This is a genomic window from Paenibacillus qinlingensis, from assembly GCF_031455095.1.
In the GTDB taxonomy this organism is placed as follows: domain Bacteria; phylum Bacillota; class Bacilli; order Paenibacillales; family NBRC-103111; genus Paenibacillus_E; species Paenibacillus_E qinlingensis_A.
Map to the genome: position 1 here is coordinate 1,030,832 of NZ_JAVDSB010000001.1, position 21,934 is coordinate 1,052,765.

Annotated in this window: 21 protein-coding genes; 18 read left to right on the top strand and 3 right to left on the bottom strand. The window is 44.0% G+C overall.

The genetic code is table 11. The features are described 5' to 3' along the window. Window positions 1-25 precede the first annotated feature (25 nt). Entirely contained in the window at window positions 26-868 is an 843-nt protein-coding gene (locus J2736_RS04620) for a DegV family protein (protein ID WP_310223987.1), read from the top strand. A 104-nt stretch (window positions 869-972) separates the two neighbouring features. On the opposite strand, the gene J2736_RS04625 is transcribed toward J2736_RS04620, so the two are convergent. Then, on the bottom strand, window positions 973-3,135 hold the full coding sequence (locus J2736_RS04625; RefSeq protein WP_310223989.1) for a HelD family protein: 2,163 nt from the start codon (window positions 3,133-3,135) through the stop codon (window positions 973-975). A gap of 186 nt (window positions 3,136-3,321) precedes the next feature. On the opposite strand from J2736_RS04625, the gene J2736_RS04630 reads away from it, so the two are divergent. The 12 genes from J2736_RS04630 (at window position 3,322) to J2736_RS04685 (ending at window position 15,188) form a co-directional block, all read left to right on the top strand. Continuing rightward, window positions 3,322-3,801 (top strand): glutathione peroxidase, encoded by a 480-nt coding sequence (locus tag J2736_RS04630; RefSeq protein ID WP_310225198.1) that lies wholly within the window; start codon window positions 3,322-3,324, stop codon window positions 3,799-3,801. Window positions 3,802-3,828: 27 nt separating this feature from the next. Beyond that, entirely contained in the window at window positions 3,829-4,488 is a 660-nt protein-coding gene (locus tag J2736_RS04635) for a PIG-L deacetylase family protein (RefSeq protein WP_310223991.1), read from the top strand. A gap of 57 nt (window positions 4,489-4,545) precedes the next feature. Continuing rightward, complete coding sequence (locus J2736_RS04640) at window positions 4,546-5,082, top strand: MOSC domain-containing protein (protein WP_310223993.1); 537 nt, start codon at window positions 4,546-4,548, stop codon at window positions 5,080-5,082. Between the two features lie 319 nt (window positions 5,083-5,401). Beyond that, window positions 5,402-5,728, top strand: a complete 327-nt coding sequence (locus J2736_RS04645) for a DUF1904 family protein (protein ID WP_310223995.1) — start codon at window positions 5,402-5,404, stop codon at window positions 5,726-5,728. A gap of 225 nt (window positions 5,729-5,953) precedes the next feature. Further along, window positions 5,954-7,039 (top strand): tetratricopeptide repeat-containing glycosyltransferase family 2 protein, encoded by a 1,086-nt coding sequence (locus J2736_RS04650; RefSeq protein ID WP_310223997.1) that lies wholly within the window; start codon window positions 5,954-5,956, stop codon window positions 7,037-7,039. Between the two features lie 100 nt (window positions 7,040-7,139). Continuing rightward, window positions 7,140-8,192, top strand: a complete 1,053-nt coding sequence (locus J2736_RS04655) for a glycosyltransferase (RefSeq protein ID WP_310225200.1) — start codon at window positions 7,140-7,142, stop codon at window positions 8,190-8,192. Between the two features lie 379 nt (window positions 8,193-8,571). Continuing rightward, complete coding sequence (locus J2736_RS04660; RefSeq protein WP_310223999.1) at window positions 8,572-9,045, top strand: DinB family protein; 474 nt, start codon at window positions 8,572-8,574, stop codon at window positions 9,043-9,045. A gap of 94 nt (window positions 9,046-9,139) precedes the next feature. After that, complete coding sequence (locus J2736_RS04665) at window positions 9,140-9,928, top strand: GNAT family N-acetyltransferase (RefSeq protein ID WP_310224002.1); 789 nt, start codon at window positions 9,140-9,142, stop codon at window positions 9,926-9,928. Between the two features lie 229 nt (window positions 9,929-10,157). Then, window positions 10,158-11,015 (top strand): LysR family transcriptional regulator, encoded by an 858-nt coding sequence (locus tag J2736_RS04670; RefSeq protein ID WP_310224003.1) that lies wholly within the window; start codon window positions 10,158-10,160, stop codon window positions 11,013-11,015. Window positions 11,016-11,171: 156 nt separating this feature from the next. Then, complete coding sequence (locus J2736_RS04675; protein WP_310224005.1) at window positions 11,172-12,005, top strand: hypothetical protein; 834 nt, start codon at window positions 11,172-11,174, stop codon at window positions 12,003-12,005. A 235-nt stretch (window positions 12,006-12,240) separates the two neighbouring features. Beyond that, window positions 12,241-14,493 (top strand): type IA DNA topoisomerase, encoded by a 2,253-nt coding sequence (locus tag J2736_RS04680; protein WP_310224007.1) that lies wholly within the window; start codon window positions 12,241-12,243, stop codon window positions 14,491-14,493. Then, window positions 14,490-15,188: a uracil-DNA glycosylase gene (locus J2736_RS04685; protein WP_463675853.1), complete on the top strand. Its 699-nt coding sequence runs from the start codon at window positions 14,490-14,492 to the stop codon at window positions 15,186-15,188. The genes J2736_RS04680 and J2736_RS04685 overlap by 4 nt, the downstream gene beginning before the upstream one ends. 110 nt (window positions 15,189-15,298) lie before the next feature. On the opposite strand, the gene J2736_RS04690 is transcribed toward J2736_RS04685, so the two are convergent. After that, entirely contained in the window at window positions 15,299-16,234 is a 936-nt protein-coding gene (locus J2736_RS04690) for a zinc dependent phospholipase C family protein (RefSeq protein ID WP_310224011.1), read from the bottom strand. Window positions 16,235-16,418: 184 nt separating this feature from the next. On the opposite strand from J2736_RS04690, the gene J2736_RS04695 reads away from it, so the two are divergent. Beyond that, window positions 16,419-18,602, top strand: coding sequence for a PAS domain S-box protein (locus J2736_RS04695; protein ID WP_310224013.1), 2,184 nt, complete (start codon window positions 16,419-16,421; stop codon window positions 18,600-18,602). Between the two features lie 58 nt (window positions 18,603-18,660). Here J2736_RS04695 and J2736_RS04700 read toward each other — a convergent pair whose 3' ends face one another. After that, a complete protein-coding gene (locus J2736_RS04700) occupies window positions 18,661-18,891 on the bottom strand; it encodes a hypothetical protein (RefSeq protein WP_310224015.1) in 231 nt (76 codons plus the stop codon). A 274-nt stretch (window positions 18,892-19,165) separates the two neighbouring features. Here J2736_RS04700 and J2736_RS04705 point away from each other — a divergent pair, with 274 nt between their 5' ends. From J2736_RS04705 to J2736_RS04720, 4 genes are all read left to right on the top strand, one after another. Then, window positions 19,166-19,822, top strand: coding sequence for a deoxynucleoside kinase (locus J2736_RS04705; protein ID WP_310224017.1), 657 nt, complete (start codon window positions 19,166-19,168; stop codon window positions 19,820-19,822). Window positions 19,823-19,944: 122 nt separating this feature from the next. Further along, entirely contained in the window at window positions 19,945-20,106 is a 162-nt protein-coding gene (locus J2736_RS04710) for a hypothetical protein (protein WP_310224019.1), read from the top strand. A 125-nt stretch (window positions 20,107-20,231) separates the two neighbouring features. After that, window positions 20,232-20,951 carry a copper homeostasis protein CutC gene (locus J2736_RS04715; RefSeq protein ID WP_310224020.1) on the top strand — a complete coding sequence of 240 codons (720 nt, stop codon included), beginning with the start codon at window positions 20,232-20,234 and terminating at the stop codon, window positions 20,949-20,951. Next, entirely contained in the window at window positions 20,948-21,934 is a 987-nt protein-coding gene (locus tag J2736_RS04720) for an NAD-dependent epimerase/dehydratase family protein (RefSeq protein ID WP_310224022.1), read from the top strand. Before J2736_RS04715 ends, J2736_RS04720 begins: the two co-directional genes overlap by 4 nt.

A 21,934-nucleotide genomic window follows, 5' to 3' on the forward strand; every position in this document is an offset into this window, starting at 1 on the left:
AAAAAATAAGAAATGAGTGGACCCCATGACGACAATCAAGATTATCACCGACAGCAGCTGCGACCTCCCTAGAACGACTGTTAACGAAATAGGAGTAGGGATCGTTCCCTTATCTGTGCAATTTGGCGAGGAATGTATGCCGACAGAGATGGATCTTGCTGATTTCTATGCAAGGATGAAGCGGGAGAGCGCGTTGCCTAAGACCTCAAGCCCCTCACCTGGACATTTCCTAAGTGAGTATCAGAAGGGTGGGTCGGATCAAGATATTCTTGTCATATGTCTATCATCGGCTTTAAGCTCTACGTATCATCACGCGGTTATGGCGAAAGAGATGCTGCAGGAAGAAGGTTTTACCGGCCGCATCGAAGTCATTGATTCGAAGACTACTTCGTTGGGACTTGGTGTACTTGTGTATCAAGCAGCTAAGATGGTGGAGAGTGGACATGCCTACGGAACGGTAGTTGCTGCGATGCAGCAAGCCGTTGCGAGTTCGGGGACATTTTTCTTCTTAGATACGTTAGAGAATGTTATTAAAGGCGGAAGACTTGACAGAGTGCGCGGCGCGGTAGCTTCCGTCTTGAATATTAAGTTGCTTATGAAAGCTAGTGAAGAAGGCGCGATTGAGGTTGTTGAGAAAATTCGTGGCTCACAGAATGCCTTGAAGCGATTAATTTCGTTCCTTGGTGATAAAGAGCATGATTATGAGAAGGATGTTATTGCTATCGCCCACAGTAACTGTGAAACTAGAGCTCGAGAGTTCATGGCTCAGCTCTTGGAGAAGCATCCGTTTCGCCATGTACTGTTCGCCAATATGGGCACTGTAATTGGTACTTATGCTGGTGAAGGCGGGGTATTGGTCGCCTATTAAGAAGAAAAAAGACACCTATTGCTCGATCGACATGATCGGAGGCGTAGGTGTCTTTTGTTATTCTTGGAGTTCGGCTGGTTGAACGTTGAACACGAGTCGTTTATTTACAACGGCAACTCTGTTGTCGTGATGTCCGTTTGATCCGTTGTGACTAATGGCGACATTTCTCCGGTCACGAGCAGCCATAGCTCATGAAGCGCACGTGTGCAGCCGACATAAAGCAGCTTGGCATCCATAAGCGTCGCTTCATAGTGCTCCGCGGTCACGTCCATCAGGAGAACGACGTCAAATTCTAGTCCCTTTGTCAGATAAACGGGCAACACGGAAATGCCACCTCGATAGACACGTTGCTTGGAGGTGATGAGATTGGTTGCTATCCCAGCAAGGGTCAAAGCGTCGTGCAACTCTTGTGCCTGTTTCTCTGTTCGCGCAACGACCGCAATCGTGCTGGATGTGCCCGTTTGTAATAGTTGAATCGCTTGCTGCAAGAGCGGCAGTCGATCTTTCAGAGACGTGTGCAGCACGCGAACTTTATTTCCGCTGCGGAAGACGGGAACAGCCAACAGCGGGTTGCTTACGCCGCGTTGAAGGACAGAATTCGCAAACTGGATGATTTCCATTGTGGAACGATAACTTCGTTCCAGTTCGAAGTATCCTGTCTCTTCTTCTTTGAACAAACTGGAAAATTCTTTCCAGTCTTGAATGCCTTGATAAGCATGTATACCTTGTGATAAATCACCAAGAATCGTGAAAGAGCTATTGCGTGTGTACGAATCCAACACGGCGACTTGGAAAGGTGAGAAGTCCTGTGCTTCATCAATGACAACATGATCGAATAATCGGTCCGACGTAATACCATGGAGTCGTGTATGGATGTAGAGGAGAGGAGCTAGATCCTCAAGCTGAACTTCTTTCTTTTTGAAAAGTTTTGCTGATGATGTCACGATTGACTCTGGTATATCACCGAGCATATTTGCTGGCAAGCTGTCTGGTCGCCCTTTGTCCGTGAACAACATTTTGTAGAACGTGAATGCTGTATATTCAGGCCAAGCGGTCAGATAGGTACGTAGCTTCTGTGCGGATTTCTTTTTCAGCTCTTTTTTCAAACTTTGCTCCCAAACCTTCTCAAGCTGGATTTCCATCCATCGCTTGATCCGCGCAACGACGCGCTCACGACGTTTGATCAGCGGGTAATGCTTGTTTTCAACGAAAAACCACTCGCGAATCGTTGCGATAGGCAGCTTTACGCCATCCCATGGCGAGAAGTCCGCGGTAGGTACATAGGTTGTTTCAAGGCGACTGAGACAATCATCCAAATAGTCTTTGAATGCGACGGCACCTTTGAAGCGGCCTGGCGCTTGGTCGTCGACCGGAGGCCTTTTACTTCCCAGGGCAAACCAACGCTGTAGCGTCAGCTCTTGGTCTGCGATTTGTACTTCATGGTCGAGCACTTCGAGCGCCCAGTCGGTGAAAGTACTCTGCTGAATGTTGCCGACACCGAGTTCAGGTAAGACACCTGAAATATAGTCCAAGAACATGGAGTTGGGCGCAAAAATAATCATGCGTTCAGCCCGTACCTGTTCACGGTATTGATAGAGTAGGAAGGCGAGTCGGTGCAAGGCAACGGTCGTTTTACCACTTCCTGCGACACCTTGAATAATAAGTGCGGTGTTCTTAGCGGCACGAATAATGCGATCTTGTTCTGCTTGAATCGTAGAAACGATATCGCGCAGTTTGTTATCTTTATTTTCGCCCAATCGGTAGAGTAAGAACTCATCACCGACAGAGAGGGAGTCTTCATTGCGGTCGTAAGTATCGACAACACGCTGGAGAATTTGCTTGCGCACAACGAGATTTCGCTTCAAATAGACTAAGCCGTTGATAAGTCCGTCAGGTGAATCATACGAAGCAGCGTCCAAGCCGCCTGTGAAGGAATAGAATAGGCTGGCTACTGGAGCGCGCCAATCAATGACCAGAAGTCGACCTGTTCGCTCGTCTTCAACGCCGGCTTTGCCGATGTAAAGCGGAAGGGGTGAACCTGTGCCCGTTTCTTCGAAGTCCAGGCGGCCGAAATAAGGTTCATCAATGGCTTTGGATAAATTGTGCCTGCCATTCTCACGCAAAACTTCAAGTGCTTGTTCAGTTAAATCGGGACCATAATAAACCGGAGTAGCGCGAAGGCGTTCCAGTTGCTTATCGATTTCCTTATTCGTCTGTTCGAGCCTTTGCAGTTCTTCTTGATAGGCACTTTGAGTCTTTGTGTCCAAGATCAGTTACCTCCTAAGATCAGATGTTGTCTATAGATATATCATAAACAGGTAAACACTATAACACACCTGACTGGAGATAGAAAGCGATTCTGGGAAAATCTTGAGCTTACCATTTGGGCTTCTGTGGAAAGGAGTGGTATACTCAGGAAGTACGCAAATTAATTGATGGAGGCGAAGAGATTCATGTCGATTTATGATATCGAGGTCCAAACGATTACAGGGGAAACACAAACACTTTCAACATATAAAGGAAAGGCGCTCCTTATTGTGAATACCGCGAGTGCTTGCGGACTTACCCCGCACTACAAGGGTCTTCAAGCACTTTATGAGCAATATCAGGATAAAGGACTCGTTGTACTTGGGTTTCCGTGTAACCAATTCGCTGGGCAAGAGCCTGGCACGAATGAAGAAATTCAAGCTTTCTGCGAGTTAAACTACAAAGTTACCTTCCCATTGTTCGATAAGATCGATGTAAAAGGTGAGCACGCTCATCCGTTGTATACCTATTTGCTTAGCCATACGCCTGAGCCTTACCGGACGGGCGAAATTGAATGGAATTTCGTGAAATTCTTAGTAGATCCGAGTGGTCAAGTGGTTAAACAATACGGTGCACGTACAGAACCAGCAGATATTAGTTCAGATATCGAAGCTGTTTTAGCATAACTAATTGAGAAAAGAGGTGGACGAGCAGTGGGGTCCCGAAACGGGTTTATTTATGCCCATCCCGATGATGAAACATTCTTAAGCGGATGCCTGATTCGCCGTCTTGCTGATGAAGGAGAAGAAGTTGTCTTACTTCTTGCCACACGTGGCGATGCAGGGAGACAAGGGTTAGAACGCGCGAAGAATCGGCAGGAATTAGCCGAATTACGTGAGCAAGAAATGTTAGTAGCAGCGGAAATCCTAGGGATTTCCGAGGTTGAGCACCTAGGCTGGCCTGACGGTCAGCTGGATGAAGTAGATTTTCAAACATTAGTGGGACAGATTATTACATTTATTCAGCGTCATGAAGTGGAGAATGTCTATACGTTTGCGGAAGATGGCGGTAATGGTCATCGTGACCACGTGGCTATCTCTAAGGCGACTACGGCAGCCGTACACAGTGGTGAATGTCCGAGTGTAAAGAGATTATATTACGGATTTTCGCCACTCATGCGAACCCAAGGACATCAACCTTCCATTCTAATTGATACCGAGACGATGTGGACAGTGAAGGCCGCTGCGCTTAAAGCTCATCAAACCCAGCATGTCACGATAGGGAGACACTTTGGCAACCTGATTGATTTTCCAGTGGAAAGAAGATGGGAAGCCTTTGTGCTCGGTTGGCAGGATGGCGTTTATTGGCCTTAGCAAAACACAGCATCAAAGTAGGTTATCAATGAAGAAATGAAAGGAAGTGTGAAGGGGATGCCTCTTCAAGCACGAATTGAAGCGATTCTTATCGCTGACGATCCTGCGACATTCGTAACGAGAGAACTTGAACGCGTAGAGCTCCAATTTGGTGGAATCGAAGGTGATCGTCATTTTGGCATTTTGGCGAAAGCGAATGTTCGTCAACCCATGTACAAGCGGGGGCAAGAGATCATGAATCGCCGTCAGCTTAGTATCGTTTCTGTAGAGGAGCTGCAGGGAATTGCTGAACGGATTGGCGTGAAAGAGATTCAACCAGCATGGCTGGGTGCGAATATCGTCATTAGCGGTGTCCCCGAGCTAACCAAGCTGCCAATGGGAATCCGGATGATGCTCCCTAGTGGTGGAGGACTTGTATGTGAAGGTGAGAATGAGCCATGTTCGGGTCCAGGACGTATCATTGCCGAGCATTATCAAGACTCCTTGCTTACGAAGCTTTTTATTCAAAAGGCACAACAAGCTAGAGGGATTGTTGCCTATGTAGAGCGTCCTGGTGAGCTCAAAGTGGGGGATCTTGTTCAAATTTATAATTAATTGCTGAAGTACCCCCAGAAACGGAGCAGCTGTTACGAATGAGCTTGAAGAGAAAGTCATTCATTGGTTCTAGGGGAGTGTAAGCATGTCTCTTTGTAATTGTCTCAAATGTGGACGCGTCTTCATCTCGAAGTGGGAAACTAGATGTACAAGTTGTTTGCAGCTAGTTCTAGTGGATTCGAATAAAGTGAAGGAATTTGTGCGAACAAATCCTCGCGCAACACTTATTGAAGTATATCATCAAACAGGGGTCTCCCTGCAGACCATAAAGGAATTAATGAGAGCTTAACCGCTTGAGCTAATAAAGGAGCTTGCACATATGCCTCATATGATAATTAGAGGAATCAGCGTTTCGCACATCCAGTCCATAAGCACGGCACTTATTGCGGATTTAGCAGAGGTCTGTTCCTGTGGCATTGACAACTTCATGTTGGAATGTCTGCCAACTGTCTCCATCTTTCAAGGTGAGGTGTGTGATACCTATCCCTTTATCGAAGTAGGCTGGTTTGAGCGCGGGCAAGAAATTCGTGATGCCTATGCCGAGGTTCTGACGAAGCATGTGATGTCTCTTGGCATACCCGAGGTAGAAATTGCTTTCAAGGTATACCGAGAAGATAGTTATTATTGGAATGGTAAGTTAATCTAACACATTCATCCTTCTTAGGCAGTGATTGTGCGCAAAAAAAACGTTAAACCTCTTATTCCACTTAAAAAGTGGGGTGAGAGGTTTTTTGGTGTGTAGATTTCCGCTAGGCATGTGCTGTCTTTACAGAACGTTTTCAACCCGTAGGACATAAAAATGAATAAGGATGAAAGGGCGACGCCACACACCATGCACAAGGAAATCCAGTGAAAAGAAGGAGGCCATAAGGTGATTTCGATTAGTCTCTGTATGATTGTTAAAAATGAAGAACAATCGCTAGGGCGATGCCTACACTCGGTACGAGAGGTTGCAGACGAAATCGTCATCGTAGATACGGGGTCGACGGATCGGACGAAAGAGATTGCGGCTTCGTTTGGGGCCAAAATCTACGATTTTACATGGATCGATGATTTCGGAGCTGCACGTAATTTCTCATTTTCGAAAGCTACGCAAACCTATATCATGTGGCTGGATGCGGATGATGAATTTGAAGAAGGGGATCGCTTGAAATTATTGCAATTAAAAGCTGATCTTGATCCGAAGATTGATAGTGTGACCATGAATTATCATTTGAGCTTTAATGAAGCGGGGCAAGTGACATCAAGTTTGAGACGCAATCGCTTAGTTCGCCGAGATCGAGGCTTTCAGTGGGAAGGGCCTGTGCATGAAGTTCTGATTGTTGGTGGTCAAATTTTCGCAGCTGATGTTGCAGTAACGCATAAAAAAGATAAAGAACATACCGATCGCAACTTGCGGATCTATCGCAAACGGGAAGCTGCTAATGAGGACTTCTCTCCACGTGATCTCTATTATTTTGCCAATGAATTACGAGATCATGGGCTTCATAAAGAAGCGATTGCCTACTATGAACGGTTCTTGGATACGAAGAAGGGATGGATTGAGGATGTCTATTCCACCTGTCTGAAATTGGGAGATAGTTATGGCGTGCTAAAAGAGAAGGATCAGCAAATTCGGGCCTATTTCCGAGCACTAAGTTACGATAAGCCACGTGCAGAAATGTGTTGCCGGGTAGGCGCTTACTTTTTCAATAACAATGCGATCCCATTAGCTGTCTACTGGTACGAAACGGCAGCAACCCTTGGGAATCCGCAAGGTTTGATGGGGAAAGTGGATCATGCGGCATGGACATGGCTGCCTCATCTTCAATTATGTCTCTGTTATGATCGATTAGGTGACAAGGTAAAGGCAAATGAGCATAACGAGAAAGCTTATCACATACATCCGACGCATCCAAGTATGCTTCATAATCGTGCCTATTTTGCGAAAGTGCTCAACAAGGATAGCGCGACATGAGGGTGTTTTTCGACAATCTGGTGTAGGGGGAATTGACGTGTATAAGCGAACGAATAAAACAAGTAAAGCAGGTAATCGTAAATTTACGATTAGCTTATGCATGATTGTGAAAAACGAAGAGAACGCGCTGCCTGCGTGTTTGAAATCTGTGGCTGGCATTCCAGATGAGATTATCATCGTGGATACGGGTTCAACAGATCGAACGAAAGAATTGGCGGCAACATTTACGGATAAGATCTATGATTTCCAGTGGATTGATCATTTTGCGGCAGCACGGAATTTCGCCTTCTCCAAAGCGACCAAAGACTACATCCTATGGTTGGATGCGGATGATGTTGTCTTGGAGCGAGATCGCAGGCTCTTTTTGGACCTGATCCGTACAATGAATCCGCTAGTCGATCGTGTAACGATGCCATACAATCTTGGCTTTGATGCGAATGGCAATGTCTCGACCTCACTTCGTCGTAACCGATTGGTTCGACGTGATCGTCATTTTCAGTGGATTGGCCCTGTCCATGAGTACTTAGCAGCTTCTGGCAGTTTTCTTGATAGTGATGTAGCGATTACGCACAAGAAAGATAAAGAATATACCGATAGGAATTTACGTATTTACCGCAAACGGTTGGAGCAAGGGGAAAAATTCGGTGAGCGTGATTTATTTTATTTCGCGAATGAGCTGCGAGATCATGCCCAGTATGAGGAAGCGACTACGTACTATCTAGAGTTTCTTGCAACCAATGGCTGGGTAGAAGATAAAATAAATGCCACACTGAATTTGGCGGATTGCTACGCTCATTTGAATGATCGAGATGCCCAGATGATGTCTTTATTACGTGCGTTTGAATTAGACCAGCCAAGGGCAGTGACTTGTTGCCGGATCGGCGCGATTTTTATTAACGAAAGAAGCTATGAACAAGCCGTTTACTGGTATGAGAAAGCCTATCAAACTCCTGGAAAAGATAGCATAGCTTTAACAGATCATAGCGCATGGACATGGTTGCCGCACATCCAATTATGTTTGTGCTATGATAGGCTCGGAGATGTGAATAAAGCGAAACAGCATAATGATATCGCTTATTCCTATCACCCTACACATCCTGCCATTCTTCATAATCGCGCTTATTTTGCCAAGGTTTTGACGAATCCATCGTGATGGCTGAGTAGATTATATAAGCCCTTTATGGGTTTTTTTTTTTGTGCCAAATTAATCACTTCATCATAACTTTTTGTTATTCCTCCCCCAACATAGTTGAAGTACAAGCGATAGCTGCTTAGTGTTACAGTATGTTTACGCCAAAGCAAACGCCAAAACTAAGGGGGAATTCAATGTCAAAACATATTTTAATGGTAGTTACAACTAGGCGCTATCTTGTGTGTTAGGAGTAGAACGAATAATAAATATTTTAACTAATTTCGTTTATATAATGTGTATTAAGCATTGTTGAGACCAATCATATATACGGATTTATTTGCTCAGTAATAAGTATACCAATGGAATCTAAAATTATTCGGACATGTAGGAGGACTCATAAATGATAACTCAACTTACGACAGCTCAAAAAATCTTGAAAGCTTGGAAAATGCATCATAACAGCGTGATTCAATTGGTAGATCAATTGCCAGAAACGAGCGGTAACTGGAGTCCTTGGGACGGCGGTATGACAACGCTGGAACTAGTACACCATCTCGCTTGGACGCCTGAGTTCTTTTTTGCTCAGATCGAGAAGCGTGACATGAATATACCGGCAGTTCCTTCGACCATTGCTGAAGCTCGTGAACTTGTGAAACGTTTGACACCCATAACGGAGCAAAAGCTGATTGATTACACCGACTCAAAGCTTCAGGATATATCCACAATTAATATTAACGGTGTTGATATTACAGAGCAGATCGAGGAAATGTTTAATCGTCTAGTCGCGCATGAAGCGCATCACAAAGGACAACTATTTGTCTATGCTCGTATACTTGGTGCAAAACCGCCATTCTATGTAGATCTAAGTATGTAACTTTTGTTAGGCATAAGCATTCAAAAAAGCTTGAGAAATCAAGCTTTATTTTTTTGTGTACAGTGATTTGAACAAATATAAAGGAGAATGTCTTTTGAGTAATCACATTAAAGAAAGAATCGTAGATAATTACGTTCATGCGTATGAAAAACTGAGTAAGTTGAGTGGCATGTTTTCATTCGTTGAGAATGATCGTATTCAGCGTTGCGAATCCAATATTTCGTTTGGTCTAATTAATAGTGTATTATCCTATAAACGTTCGGAATCAAAGGATCCTGTTGACGAAGTCAAAGAAATTGAAGATTCGTATACGGAAAAAGGACAGCGGTTATTTTGGTTATTTTACTCACATGAAGCTGATGAACTGGTTGAAAAAGCTTTACTCGCTAACAAGTTTCAAGCAAATGAAGAGAATGAGATGACAGGATTTGCATTATCATTAGAAAATTGGTCTTCCGATCAGCACATTTGTGGATTTGAACTTCAGGCAGTACGAACAGAGGTAGAACTTGAAACATACAGGAAAGTAGTTCTAGCAGGATTTGGTATACCTGAAAACGTGCAGGATATCTTTTGTCGGATTTTTGTAGATGCACCTAGTCATGACAAGGCATTTCAACATTACGTAGGGTACATGGAAGGTGAACCTGTAACTGCAATTACTGTGTTCAAGGATGGCGGGGGAGTGGGCATCTATAATGTCGCAACACCAGAAGCTTACCGTAGGAAAGGATATGCAAGAACGGCTATTGCTCAGGTGTTGCGTGAGATACAGAATCAGGGAGTGAAACAAGCAGTTATTATTGCTACTCCGATGGCAAAGAGTGTGTATCCGGCTGTTGGATTTAAAAAGGAATTGACTATCCAAATATTTTCGAAGTAATTCCTATGTTAGAAATCCAACACAGTAGACTGAGCCGTGCCCGAGTTGATATTAAAAACGTCCAACTCATGAATATCATGAATTTAACTGGACAAATTAAGCCGAAGGAATAGATCAACAAACACAAAGCAGACTGCTATGGAGAATAGCCGTCTGTTTTGTGTTTATGAAACACGGTTTGAACTACTCGTATGTTGTTGGGAATAACCAGAAGGTATGAGGGATGGATATGAGGATAGAATGGTTGGAATCCTTTCAGTTAACAGCGGAATTGAAGAGCTTAACGAAAGCCAGTGAATCCTTGCATATTAGTCAACCTGCGTTAAGCAAGCAAATTCGCAATCTAGAGGATGATATAGGAGCGCAACTTTTGTTGCGTTCGTCCAGCGGCGTGACGCTGACGCCATCTGGGCAAATTTTACTAGAAAGAAGCAGAAAAATTATTGGTGAAGTCAATACAATGAGAAGAGAGATTGCGCTAAGTGTAGATGGAGGGAAGGCAGACCTGACGATTGGATCTTGGCCAAGCGTCTCGACGATATACGTACCAACTCTAATTGCTGGTAAATTACAGGCAGGAATGAATTTGGAGATTAAAATTAGAGTGTATTATACTTTTTTTGAATTGCTGACAAATATGGAAAACGGAACGCTCGATGCTATTTTTATGGATGACCGAGGAATGAAACATCCCTTTCACACTACACCAGTTTTCATGGAGGACTTCTTACTGTTCGTTAACGTCAATCATCCTTTATTCGGAAATAAGGAGAATGTATTCTTCGATGAGATAAAGGATGAAACCTTTGTTATGTTACCTGAAGGGTGTGACGTCCGGTTTTTGGTTGAGAAGGAATTTGCAATTAGAGGGCAAAAACTGCATATTGCATTAGAACTCGAACTAGGCCAAGGCATTCTCGGCTTTATACAAGCCAACTTGGGAATAGCTATTTTGCCTGCAATCTTCGTTAACCAGATCAATGAAACGATGAAGGCCATACCCATTTCTGACTTTAGTATGAAGCGTCGCATCTCTGTCATTACTCGTGAGGAATCCGTAAGTAAGCTGTTGTTAGGTTTTATTTAATTACGTAACACCAATCTTCTTATAAAGCAACTCATCCTTCATAACTTTTTGTTATTGCCTATCAAACATAACGGTAGTACAATCCACGGCTACGTAGTGCTAGAGTATAGCTGAAGAATACTGGTTGTATAAATAGGCAATAGGAGAGAAAGTAGAATGAAAACTAACTTAGTTACTCACGCCCATATCGAGATTGAAAAGATTGAACAAGAGGCATGGTTTGACTTATTCACCACTGCAACTGATAATAATGCCCTAAATTCAAGTGTTACTTGCAAGCGTTTTGGAACGAGTGTTGCCCTTGCAGATCCAACGACTCCTATTTTTACTTTTAATCGAGTCCTCGGTTTAGGAATTGGAAAACCTGCAAGCAAAGCAGAAGTGGAACTAGCAATTGCCTGGATGAATGAATATGCGGCCCCTTCATATGCTTTGCAAATTGCATCGACAACACATCCTGATACCATTGAAAAGCAAGTTCAAGCAAAAGGCCTTAAACGTACTGGAAACGGTTTGGCAAAATTTTATCGCAATGCAACGCCTGCGGTAAGTCATCCCAATCAATCTTCACTTGAAGTGAAGATAGTGACACCACAATGTGCTGCAGACTTTGGTCATGTTGTGCAGGCAGGGTTCGGATTGCCTGTGTCAGTTATTCCATGGTTTTCTGCCTTGGTTGGAAGACCTAAATGGAAGATTTACGTGGCATACGATAACAGTGTTCCTGTAGCTTGCGGAGCTATGTACATAGATAACAACTGGGCTTGGTTTGGGATTGACGCGACATTGGTGGAATATCGGGGCCGTGGAGCTCAGAATGCATTAATTAAGCGTCGAATAACAGATGGGATTTCTGCAGGAGTTATTGGATTCACTGCAGAAACGGGACAGCCCTCTGAAGGAGAAGAGGACAACAATAAGTCATACTCTAACTACCTCTTGGCAGGATTTAATCGCTTGTACATTCGTCCAAACTATGTAAATAAGTAATTTTCAGTTCCCAAGTAAATTCATTACTAATTAATCGTACAAATGAAAAAGTTACGATGGAATACATCCTATTGCTTCATTGAATTGATATTTACTTACGAATCTGCTGATGATATAATAATGGGATTAAGAAAGTATTGTTTAAAAGGTCCAGAGGGAGTAACTCGGGCCTTTTTTGTTTGCAGTTTTCGTTCTCATCTTTGAGTAGATATATTAATTAAGGAGCGATAACCTGTTGAAGACACTAATTATTGCGGAAAAACCCGATATGGGGCGAAACATAGCTGCCGCAATAGAACCAAAAGCCAAAAATATGAGGTCCCATCTTGAAGGTGAGCAATATATTATCACGTGGGCAATCGGACATTTGATAGAATTGGCTGAACCAGATCAGTATGATGACAAATATAAAAAGTGGAATATTAATCACCTTCCTATCATTCCTGCTGAGTTTAAATTGATTCCTAACCCGCGTACCTATGATCAACTTAAGGTAATTGCGGAGTTGGCGAAGAAGTGTAATCAATTGGTTAACGCCTGCGATGCGGGGCGAGAAGGGCAGCACATTTTCTCTCTGATTCAACGTCATCTTGGGCTAAATCAGCCAGTTAAACGGCTTTGGATCTCCGACTTAACCTCGGAAACCATTCGCAATGGCTTTGCCACACTCAAGGATGGGGCGGAATACGAGAATCTGACGCGTGCCGCGCGCTCTCGCAGCGAAGCGGATTGGTTAATCGGCATGAATGGTTCACGAGCGTTCACGACGAAGCATAATGTACTGCTGTCCGTGGGACGCGTTCAAACACCGGTTCTTGCACTTATCTATGATCGTCAAAAACAAATTGAGGCGTTCTCTTCGCTTAAATTTTATGAATTGGAAGGACATTTTGCGCAGGGAGACACGGCCTATCGCGGCATGTGGCAAGGTGATCGGTTCACAGATGGTGAGAAAGCGCAGGCGCTTGCAGCGAAAGTGAAAGGGAAGGCAGCTCGCATCCAATCCTATGAAGTCAAGGAAACGAAAGAATTCCCATTTAAATTATATGATTTAACTTTACTGCAACGTGAAGCGAACGGGAAATATGCCTTTTCAGCCAAGAAGACCTTGGATACTGCACAAGCTTTGTACGAGAAGCATAAAGTTATTTCTTACCCGAGAACCAATTCCAACTATGTGACCGAGCAAAATATTCCTGACATGCATAAGGCGCTTAATGCGTTGCAAGGAACGGCTTATCATGAACTTGTTCAAGGTGCGAATCGCAATCTGGTTCATATTAATAACAAATTTATTTGTAATCCAAGTAAGGTAGAAGATCACCACGCCATTTTGCCTACCAATAAGAAAGCATCTGGACTTAGTCCAGACGAGCAAAAATTGTACGATCTCATCGTCAGACGATTCCTTTCGCAATTTTACCCGCCAGCAGCCTACAAGGTTCATACGGTTATGACAGAAGTGGAGCAAGAGTTGTTCAAGACGACAGTCAAAGAACTATTGTCTCTCGGCTGGAAGGTGATTTATGCCGATCAGAAGAAGGAAAAGGCGAAGGCAACAAAAGGGAAAGAGAAGGAAGAGGAAGAAGACGAAGAGGTCGAAGTCAATGAACCCTTCTCGATAGATGCCAATGGAGACGTCACATGTACGGATGCGATTGTAAAGGAAAAAGACACGCAACCTCCCAAACATTTTAATGAGGGAACTTTGTTGAAGGCAATGGAGAGCGCGGGGAAACAGATTGAAGATGAAGAGCTCCGCGATGCGATGAAAGACTCCGGTTTGGGTACACCTGCAACACGGGCAGCGACCATCGAGCGTTTGAAGAAGGTTGGCTACATCGATATGCAAGGGAAGAAAATCATTTTGACCCAGAAGGGCAGAATGGTTGTCGAGTTGATTCGCGGAGCGGGAATCGAGCTGTTGACTTCCCCGGAGATGACGGGGCAATGGGAGCGCCGATTGAATGAGATCTCCCGTGGGACAGCGTCGGACGAGCAGTTCATGCATAATGTGAAAAAATTCGCGACGCTGATTGTGGATAAGGTGCGAAAGCAAGCAAGGGCTTCGAAAACGGATTTCGAAGGTGACAACGCGCCAGAGGCAACTGGTAAACGGGGCTCAGCGTCAGGTAAGCCAACGTCTCGCGGTGAAGGTGGAACGAAATCGCCAACCAAGAAGAAGGCGCCAGCTGAGAAATCGACAGGCGATGGAGCAAGTACGTTTATCGCCACTTGTCCACGACCTGGATGCGGTGGCTCGCTCTTTATGGGACGCAAAGGCTACGGCTGCTCTCATTACAAAGAAGGTTGCAGCTTCGTCATTTGGAAGGAAAGCTTCGGACGAAGCTTAACAGACACGCAGGTGCAAGCGCTCGTTCAAAAAGGAAAAACGACAAAACTAAAGTTAGTCCTGGCTGACGGCACAGAAACGGATGGGAAAATCGTGCTGAAAGATGTTGTGACTGGTGCATTAGGCACGGAATGAACAGATGGGGGAACTACGGCGTGAGGTCTTTAACGAACGATTGGTTGACGATTTTGGCGGAGGAGATTCAAGCACCGTACTTTCAGGAATTACAGCAGTTTCTGAATGAGGAGTATGCGCAGCAGACGATTTATCCACCTCAAGATGAAGTGTTGTGTGCATTGGAGTGGACCTCCTTTGCGGATACGAAAGTCGTCATTCTCGGGCAAGACCCTTATCATGGCAACGGCCAAGCTCATGGTCTTAGCTTTTCTGTGAAACCTGGGACGGTGATCCCACCTTCTCTACGTAATATGTATAAAGAATTAGCGGCAGATCTTGACTGCCCCATCCCGGATCATGGATATTTGAAGACGTGGGCGGAACAAGGCGTTCTCTTATTAAATGCCGTATTAACAGTCCGTGAGGCGCAACCTAATTCACATAAGGGAAAAGGGTGGGAACGATTCACGGATCAAATAATCCGAGCATTAAGTGCGCGTGAGAAGCCTGTCATTTTTGTGTTATGGGGAAGCCATGCGCAGGCGAAGGCAGCTTTAATCGATGCAACGAGACATGTGATCCTAACTTCTGCCCATCCGAGCCCGCTATCTGCGTATCGCGGATTCTTTGGCAGCAAACCTTTTACTAATGTGAATGCGGTTCTGAAACGACTTGAAGTGACAACAATCGACTGGCATATCCCGAATATGTAGACAAGAAAAACCATGAATGACATCATTCATGGTTTTTTTACATATATAGACTTAAACCGCAGTTTGGTATCGAATACTATATGTAAGTTCTGTAAATGTGTGAGGACTCTTTATAAAATGGGCTGTACGTGAGTAATTGGCAAGCGTAAGTCGCAATCTTTACCTGTTTCATAGGAGCGGTTACCAAGAACGCCCCGTAAAGCGTCATAATCTGCTTCCGTACCTCGTTGCAACACCTGAATAGCAGCTTGAAGCACAAGAATGGCGTCGTTCATTGCTGTTTCCAACAGCTCCCATACACTAAAAGAGTAAGTTTCATCTAGATCTGTGGGGCAGTTCCAAGTCGCCTTGGCTTCATTGAAATAATCGAGCGGAGCCGGGTTCTTCGTAAATACCAAAGGCGATATTTGACCAAGTGTCAATATTCGCTTGATTCCGTTAGGATCATGGAATAGACGTTGTGCACGAATCATATCCAAATAGGCGATATCCCAGTCGTTGGCGTCATTCATCTGAGACGCAATTTCAGGATAATGAATGGCAGTTGCAGCGGAAAGTGCTGGAACAATGCCAAGTGGGAATTTTTCACCTACATATATTTCTTTCCAGACTGGCGTTTTCCACGTTAGAATATTTCGTTCATGCTTTGCGTAGATGGTATCCATGATAATTTCAAAACGTTGATGGTCCCATTTCTTGAAGCCTGACTTATAGAATACATAAGGGTGTAAATTACGATCTAACACATGGTGCGTTATAAATCCGAGCACGTACAGAACGGCAGGATTATAAATGCCTCTGCCTTGTACCTGACGAATCAGATCAAGCAAAAAGGGGCCGCACGATTCTTTATGCATGAGACTGCCGAGTTCATTTAAAGTTTTATCTTTTTTCCAAGGCAGGAAGTTGTGGTAAAAAAGAAAATCAGGTCCTTGGCAGCCTAGCGAAAAAATGTTCCGCTGTTGTTTATCGTTAAGAATCGATGAATGACCTAATTGGTTCAACGCTTTTTGTCCGAAAATGAGATGTGTCCAAATATTAGGCAAGGGAGCATCCTCCTTAAGTATGAGCTAATGATTTTTATATTCTAACATACGGATGAAACCCTAGGGCACATTTCGCGAACAATTTCGCTGTAAAGGGGTAAAAAGGCAGGATTAGTGCGGGTATTGTCGAATCTATCAAGCGATGATGGGCAACATCAAAGCCTGTACCATGGGGGATAAAAATATGACTAAGCAATCGGAAATGGAGCCTTCGTTCGATACGATTTTTGAATTTATTACAATGGGAATGGCTCTGATTTCGCTTGATGGTCAGTGGTTGAGGTTGAACCGCAGTCTGTGCGATATGCTTGGATATTCCGAGACAGAGCTTCTTACAACAAATATAAAGGCATTATTAGAGCCTGCTCAACAGGGGCATTTCCTGAGTGCATATGAAAAACTACAAGTGGGAACGTTGACAGATTATCAATTGAACATGCGCATACAACATAAGAATTTAGCGATGATGTGTGTAGATTGGCGGATGTCTGTGGTAAGAGATTCAGACTATGAGCCCCAAGCCTTCCTTGTTCAAGTGAAAGAAATCTCGGAACAGTCAGAGATGGAACGAAAATTGGCTGAAAGCGAACAGCGTTATAAGTCATTAATCGAACATAATCCTGCGGGTATTCTTACTTGTGACATACAGGGACGCATTCTAGGTGCCAATCCAGCCATGGAGCGGATCTTAGGCTACTCAAAAGATGAACTGCACTTACAATTGATCCATCATTTATTTCAACCTAAGGACCCGAACCTGGTTCAAGCAGAAGGTATGCACCTGCGAAATGATAACTATATGTTGAAATTTCAACAAGCGAATGGAGAAATTATTGAATTAGGCGTGAAAAATGTACCCATTATTGTGAATGGTGAATGGGATGGTGTGTATTTAATTGCGAAAGATATCACACAGTTCAATCGTGACAGGGAATCGCTGCGTATCGCACAACAGGATCTTCATGACACGGTGAGAAGACAACAAGGAATGACGTTAAAGTTTCGGAAAATCAATGGAAATTACGTTCATACCTTGTGTGACGGTGAGCTTTTGTATCGGTTGGGCTATAAGCCATCTCACATTCTGGGGAAAACGTTATATGAAATATGGCCAACGATGTTGGCGACTTCCATAGAGGCCTATTACCACCGTGCATGGAACGGTGAGGAAAATGTCATGTTTGAGTCGACATTCCGGGGGATTACGTACATCACCTCCTTGCGACCGATCATGGAGAATGAACGCATGATTGAGGTTATTGGCTCGTGCGTGAATATTACGGAACGGAAACAGATGGAAATAGAGCTTCGCGAGACGAAAGAGCTGCTCGAGTCTGTTATAAATAACACATCTGACGCGATTAGTGTGTTGGATTTGAATGCGAGAGTTATCTCCGTTAATGCGGCGCATGAACATATTTTTGGCTGGAGTCAAGAAGAATTAATGGGTCGTACATTACCTATTTATCCGAGCTATTTGGAAAATGAACGCAAAGAAATGTACGAGCAGCTTCGATTAGGGAAGCAGATATCGGGGAAAGAGTCTGTTCGTCTTCGCAAAGATGGTCGACTTATCCATGTAAGTATTACAAAAACCCCGATCAAGAATGAAAAGGGTGAGATTTTCGGGTTTGCCGCAATTACTCGAGATATCACAGAGCGCAACCAAACCGAAGAACTACTACGCAAGTCAGACAAGCTTGCCGTTGCTGGTCAGCTCGCGGCGGGACTTGCACATGAAATTCGTAATCCGTTAACTTCGCTACGTGGCTTCTTGCAGTTGCTGCAGCATGATATGAAAGACAAGAAACATTATTTTGACATTATGTTATCCGAACTGGATCGTATTAATTTTATTGTAAGTGAATTTCTTGTGATCGCGAAGCCGGAGGCAATTACCTATAAGAAAAGTAGTTTAGAGACGATTTTGCAATCCGTCATTGCGCTGTTGGATACGCAGGCTGTCCTTTGCAATGTAGAATTGTTGTTGGAATTTCAATCCGAAATCCCTGAAATTACTTGTTCGGAAATGCATTTGAAACAATTATTCATTAATTTGATCAAAAATGCGATGGAAGCCATCTCGAAAGATGGACAGATTAAAATGATCGTTTCGTTACATGGAGAAGATTTGATCCGAGTGCGGACACAAGATAATGGGAGCGGGATTCCAGAGGATCGCATGAAACAGCTGGGCGAGCCTTTCTATACGACGAAGGAAAAAGGGACTGGATTAGGCTTAATGATGTGCTTCAAAATTGTAGAAGCGCACAGAGGAACAATGAGCATAGAGAGTCAAGTAGGCTATGGGACTACGATTGATGTCTACTTGCCTACGGATAAGAACGAGCCCAATTTGGATACTTAAGTTGACTAAATAAAAAACCGCCGACCGAAGGATACGGAAACGGCGGTTTTCCTATGTTTTAGAATGCAATACTAAACTCGGATGTTTCTCTTGAGTACCAAGTGGATACTTCGGGGTTATTTTCAGTGTAAACTTGTACGTGATCGGGCGTGTATTTATTGATAATCCCTGTATTAACCTGGTAATACACGCCTAGCTGATCGAGTGACCATACAAATACAGGCGTTTTCGTTAGAGCTGCGGCAAATAATTCTGAATCCGTATCTAGTAGTTTAGTCCCGTAAATCATCGATACACCTCTGTCTTATGGATAGGATTGTAAGTCACTTATTAATAGAGACAGCATGGCAAATGAAATCGTCACACTGTGTTTTTAATTTTTTGTATCATTATCAGGCTTTATTTGCTCACTACTTTGAGGATTTCCAAAAATTTGTAAAATATAAGTAATCGTGAAGGAAAAAAAAGAGGGTTCCCTCCCGTTTGAATTCCTTGTATAATAGGTAAGCTTTGCTGAATTGACAGTAGGTAAATTATGATTGGGTAGAAGGAGAAAGGGGTCAATGGCAGTGATTGTGGTTGGGGGAATGATCGGTCTTGGTAAGACATCTGTATCCACTTTGCTTGGGCAAGAATTAAATTCGAATGTTTTTTATGAGAGTGTCGATGATAATCCGATTTTACCGCTTTTTTATACAGCGTCACCGGAGGAGATCGAGAAACATCGTTATCCTTTTCTCCTGCAATTACACTTTTTAAATACGAGATTTAAGGCCATTAAACAGGCGTTAGTACATAATCGTAATGTACTGGATAGAAGTATTTATGAGGATTGGTATTTTGCGAAAGTGAATCGCGAACTTGGACGTATTTCTCAGTTGGAGTTCGATGTATACGAAGGTTTGGCAGACAATATGATGTCGGAGTTGGCAGAACTTCCAAAGAAAGCACCTGATTTAATGGTGTATTTAAAAGCTTCCTTCGAGACGGTTATGCACCGTATCGGACTTCGTGGCCGCAGCTTTGAACAGGATCAATCGTTGGTTGATTATTACCGTCAGCTTTGGTCAGGTTATGATGATTGGGTCATGAATCATTATCATGCCTCCGAGGTTCTGATCGTTGATATGGACCATATCGATGTTGTTAATCGTAAGGCAGATGCTATTCAACTCGTAGAAGAAGTTAAAGCGAAATTATCGGATTTGGCCATCGTTTAGAAGATAAAAGCGAAATTTGTCGAATTGTCGAAAAGACCCCCTCAAACCTGAGGGGGTCTTTCGAATCTTATAGGTAACAAAGCCAACCAAACCAAACGTTATAATCCGAGAAAGCGAAGGTGATGAAATTGTTGTTTATCGTATGTTACAAAGGCAAGCCTATGAGTGCACCATTGCCGAAATTAGCAGCAACGGAGAAAATGTTGAAGCTTAGTCGATCATTTGCCAATTTGGAGCTTGTCGAAGTGCAACAACAACAATGGCAGAAAGCTTCGAATATCTAGGACCTTACATAAGACGAACGAACATGACAACTCCTTAATCTCCGATTAGGGAGTTTTTTGTGTTGCCCCATCTATGATAGAGTGAGTATGCATGCATATACATTGATGTGGAGGTTATTCCAACTATGTTATTAGAAGTTATTGCAACTTCACTCTTAGATGCCAAGCGAGCAGAGGCTGGCGGCGCAGATCGGATTGAACTCGTTGCAGATTTGCAGCAAGGTGGATTAACACCTGAATTAGCACTTGTTAATCAAATTACTTCCTCTGTCTCCATACCTGTGAACGTAATGATCCGCCCGCATGCCCGCTCGTTTCATATGTCAGAAGAAGATATAACGATTATGCTTGACTCGATCCAACACGTTGAGCAAGCAGGTGCCAATGCCCTCGTATTCGGCGTGTTAACACCTGAATTAAAGATTGATTTCCATAATCTTAACATTCTTTTAAAGGCTAGTACTTTGCCTGTTACGTTCCATCGGGCTTTCGATGAAGTGCCGCAACAAGCAGAAGCATTACAGTTGCTGCTTGCTTATAAACAAATTCATACTGTACTCACATCGGGAGGTGCCTCGAGTGCGCTTCAAGCGGTGGAGCAGATTCGCTTACTAAACGACATGACTAGCGGAAGCCATTTAAACATCTTGCCAGGTGGTGGACTTACGCTTGAAACGTTGTCTTCATTCGTTCGTGCAACAGGGGTGCGAAGTGTTCACCTAGGTACTGCAGTTAGAGAAAATGGCAGTGTGAGCGATTCCGTCGATCAAAATAAGGTGCGGATAGCAAGATCGCTTCTAGATAAGATTAACCTACATTCGAATCTTAAGGAGGAACGCGTGTGAATATCCTCATTCTTGGCGGCACTAAATTCTTAGGAAGGGCACTGGCGGAAGAAGCACTCGCGAAAGGGCACGAAGTGACCTTATTCCATCGCGGTCTGCATGATGCGCATGCCCTCCCGCAAGCTCGACACATTCTAGGAGATCGGAATGACGATTTATCCAAATTGAGTGGCTATGAGTGGGACGCGGTGATTGATACGAGTGGTTATCAGCCTGAATCAGTAACAGCCTCTACCGAGATATTGAAACATCTTGCGAAACAGTATACGTTCATTTCAACCGTTTCTGCCTATGCGGATTTAAAGAATGCTGGTTTGGATGAAACCGCTGATGTGTTACGCGTGGAGGACGCGGCAGATCCAGGGCAGCGTTATGGCGCGCTAAAAGCAGCGTGTGAAAAGGTCGTTGAAGAGGCATTCCCACAGAGAGCGCTCATTATTCGGCCAGGTCTCATTGTGGGTCCGAACGACGCTTCAGATCGATTCACGTACTGGCCAGCTCGCTTGAAGCGAGGGGGGCACGTAGTCGTTCCACTGCCGCGAGAAAGAAAACTTCAGTTCATCGATGTGCGAGATCTTGCAGCATGGACATTGGCGTTAATTGAGCAAGGCGTCACAGGAACTTTTCATGCTAGTGGCCGTGATTACACGATGGAAGAGCTCGTGAACGCTTGTTGGTCTAGAGACAACGAGACGAAAATAATTTGGGTGACGGAAGAATTCTTAATCGCACAAGAAGTGGGTCCATGGATGGAGCTGCCGCTTTGGCTGCCAAGTGATAGCTTAATCGGCATGTTACAGCTTAACAACTCGAAAGCATTCCAAGCGGGATTAAAAACTAGGCCGCTGGGCGAAACCGTTAGAGATACACTGGCGTGGGACCAAAGTCGTGATCCGGCGGCGGCTAGACTTGCTGGATTGAAGCCTGAGCGTGAGGAGCAATTACTGCGGGATTGGGAAGCTTTCTCAGGAGCAAAGACCTGA

What these genes read in the sequence shown, in the direction of transcription:
- J2736_RS04620 (WP_310223987.1), top strand. Translation starts at nt 26, where the DNA reads ATGACGACAATCAAGATTATCACCGACAGCAGCTGCGACCTCCCTAGA.
- J2736_RS04630 (WP_310225198.1), top strand. Translation starts at nt 3,322, where the DNA reads ATGTCGATTTATGATATCGAGGTCCAAACGATTACAGGGGAAACACAA.
- J2736_RS04640 (WP_310223993.1), top strand. Translation starts at nt 4,546, where the DNA reads ATGCCTCTTCAAGCACGAATTGAAGCGATTCTTATCGCTGACGATCCT.
- J2736_RS04645 (WP_310223995.1), top strand. Translation starts at nt 5,402, where the DNA reads ATGCCTCATATGATAATTAGAGGAATCAGCGTTTCGCACATCCAGTCC.
- J2736_RS04655 (WP_310225200.1), top strand. Translation starts at nt 7,140, where the DNA reads ATGATTGTGAAAAACGAAGAGAACGCGCTGCCTGCGTGTTTGAAATCT.
- J2736_RS04660 (WP_310223999.1), top strand. Translation starts at nt 8,572, where the DNA reads ATGATAACTCAACTTACGACAGCTCAAAAAATCTTGAAAGCTTGGAAA.
- J2736_RS04670 (WP_310224003.1), top strand. Translation starts at nt 10,158, where the DNA reads ATGAGGATAGAATGGTTGGAATCCTTTCAGTTAACAGCGGAATTGAAG.
- J2736_RS04675 (WP_310224005.1), top strand. Translation starts at nt 11,172, where the DNA reads ATGAAAACTAACTTAGTTACTCACGCCCATATCGAGATTGAAAAGATT.
- J2736_RS04685 (WP_463675853.1), top strand. Translation starts at nt 14,490, where the DNA reads ATGAACAGATGGGGGAACTACGGCGTGAGGTCTTTAACGAACGATTGG.
- J2736_RS04695 (WP_310224013.1), top strand. Translation starts at nt 16,419, where the DNA reads ATGACTAAGCAATCGGAAATGGAGCCTTCGTTCGATACGATTTTTGAA.
- J2736_RS04700 (WP_310224015.1), bottom strand. Translation starts at nt 18,891, where the DNA reads ATGATTTACGGGACTAAACTACTAGATACGGATTCAGAATTATTTGCC.
- J2736_RS04705 (WP_310224017.1), top strand. Translation starts at nt 19,166, where the DNA reads ATGGCAGTGATTGTGGTTGGGGGAATGATCGGTCTTGGTAAGACATCT.
- J2736_RS04710 (WP_310224019.1), top strand. Translation starts at nt 19,945, where the DNA reads ATGAAATTGTTGTTTATCGTATGTTACAAAGGCAAGCCTATGAGTGCA.
- J2736_RS04715 (WP_310224020.1), top strand. Translation starts at nt 20,232, where the DNA reads ATGTTATTAGAAGTTATTGCAACTTCACTCTTAGATGCCAAGCGAGCA.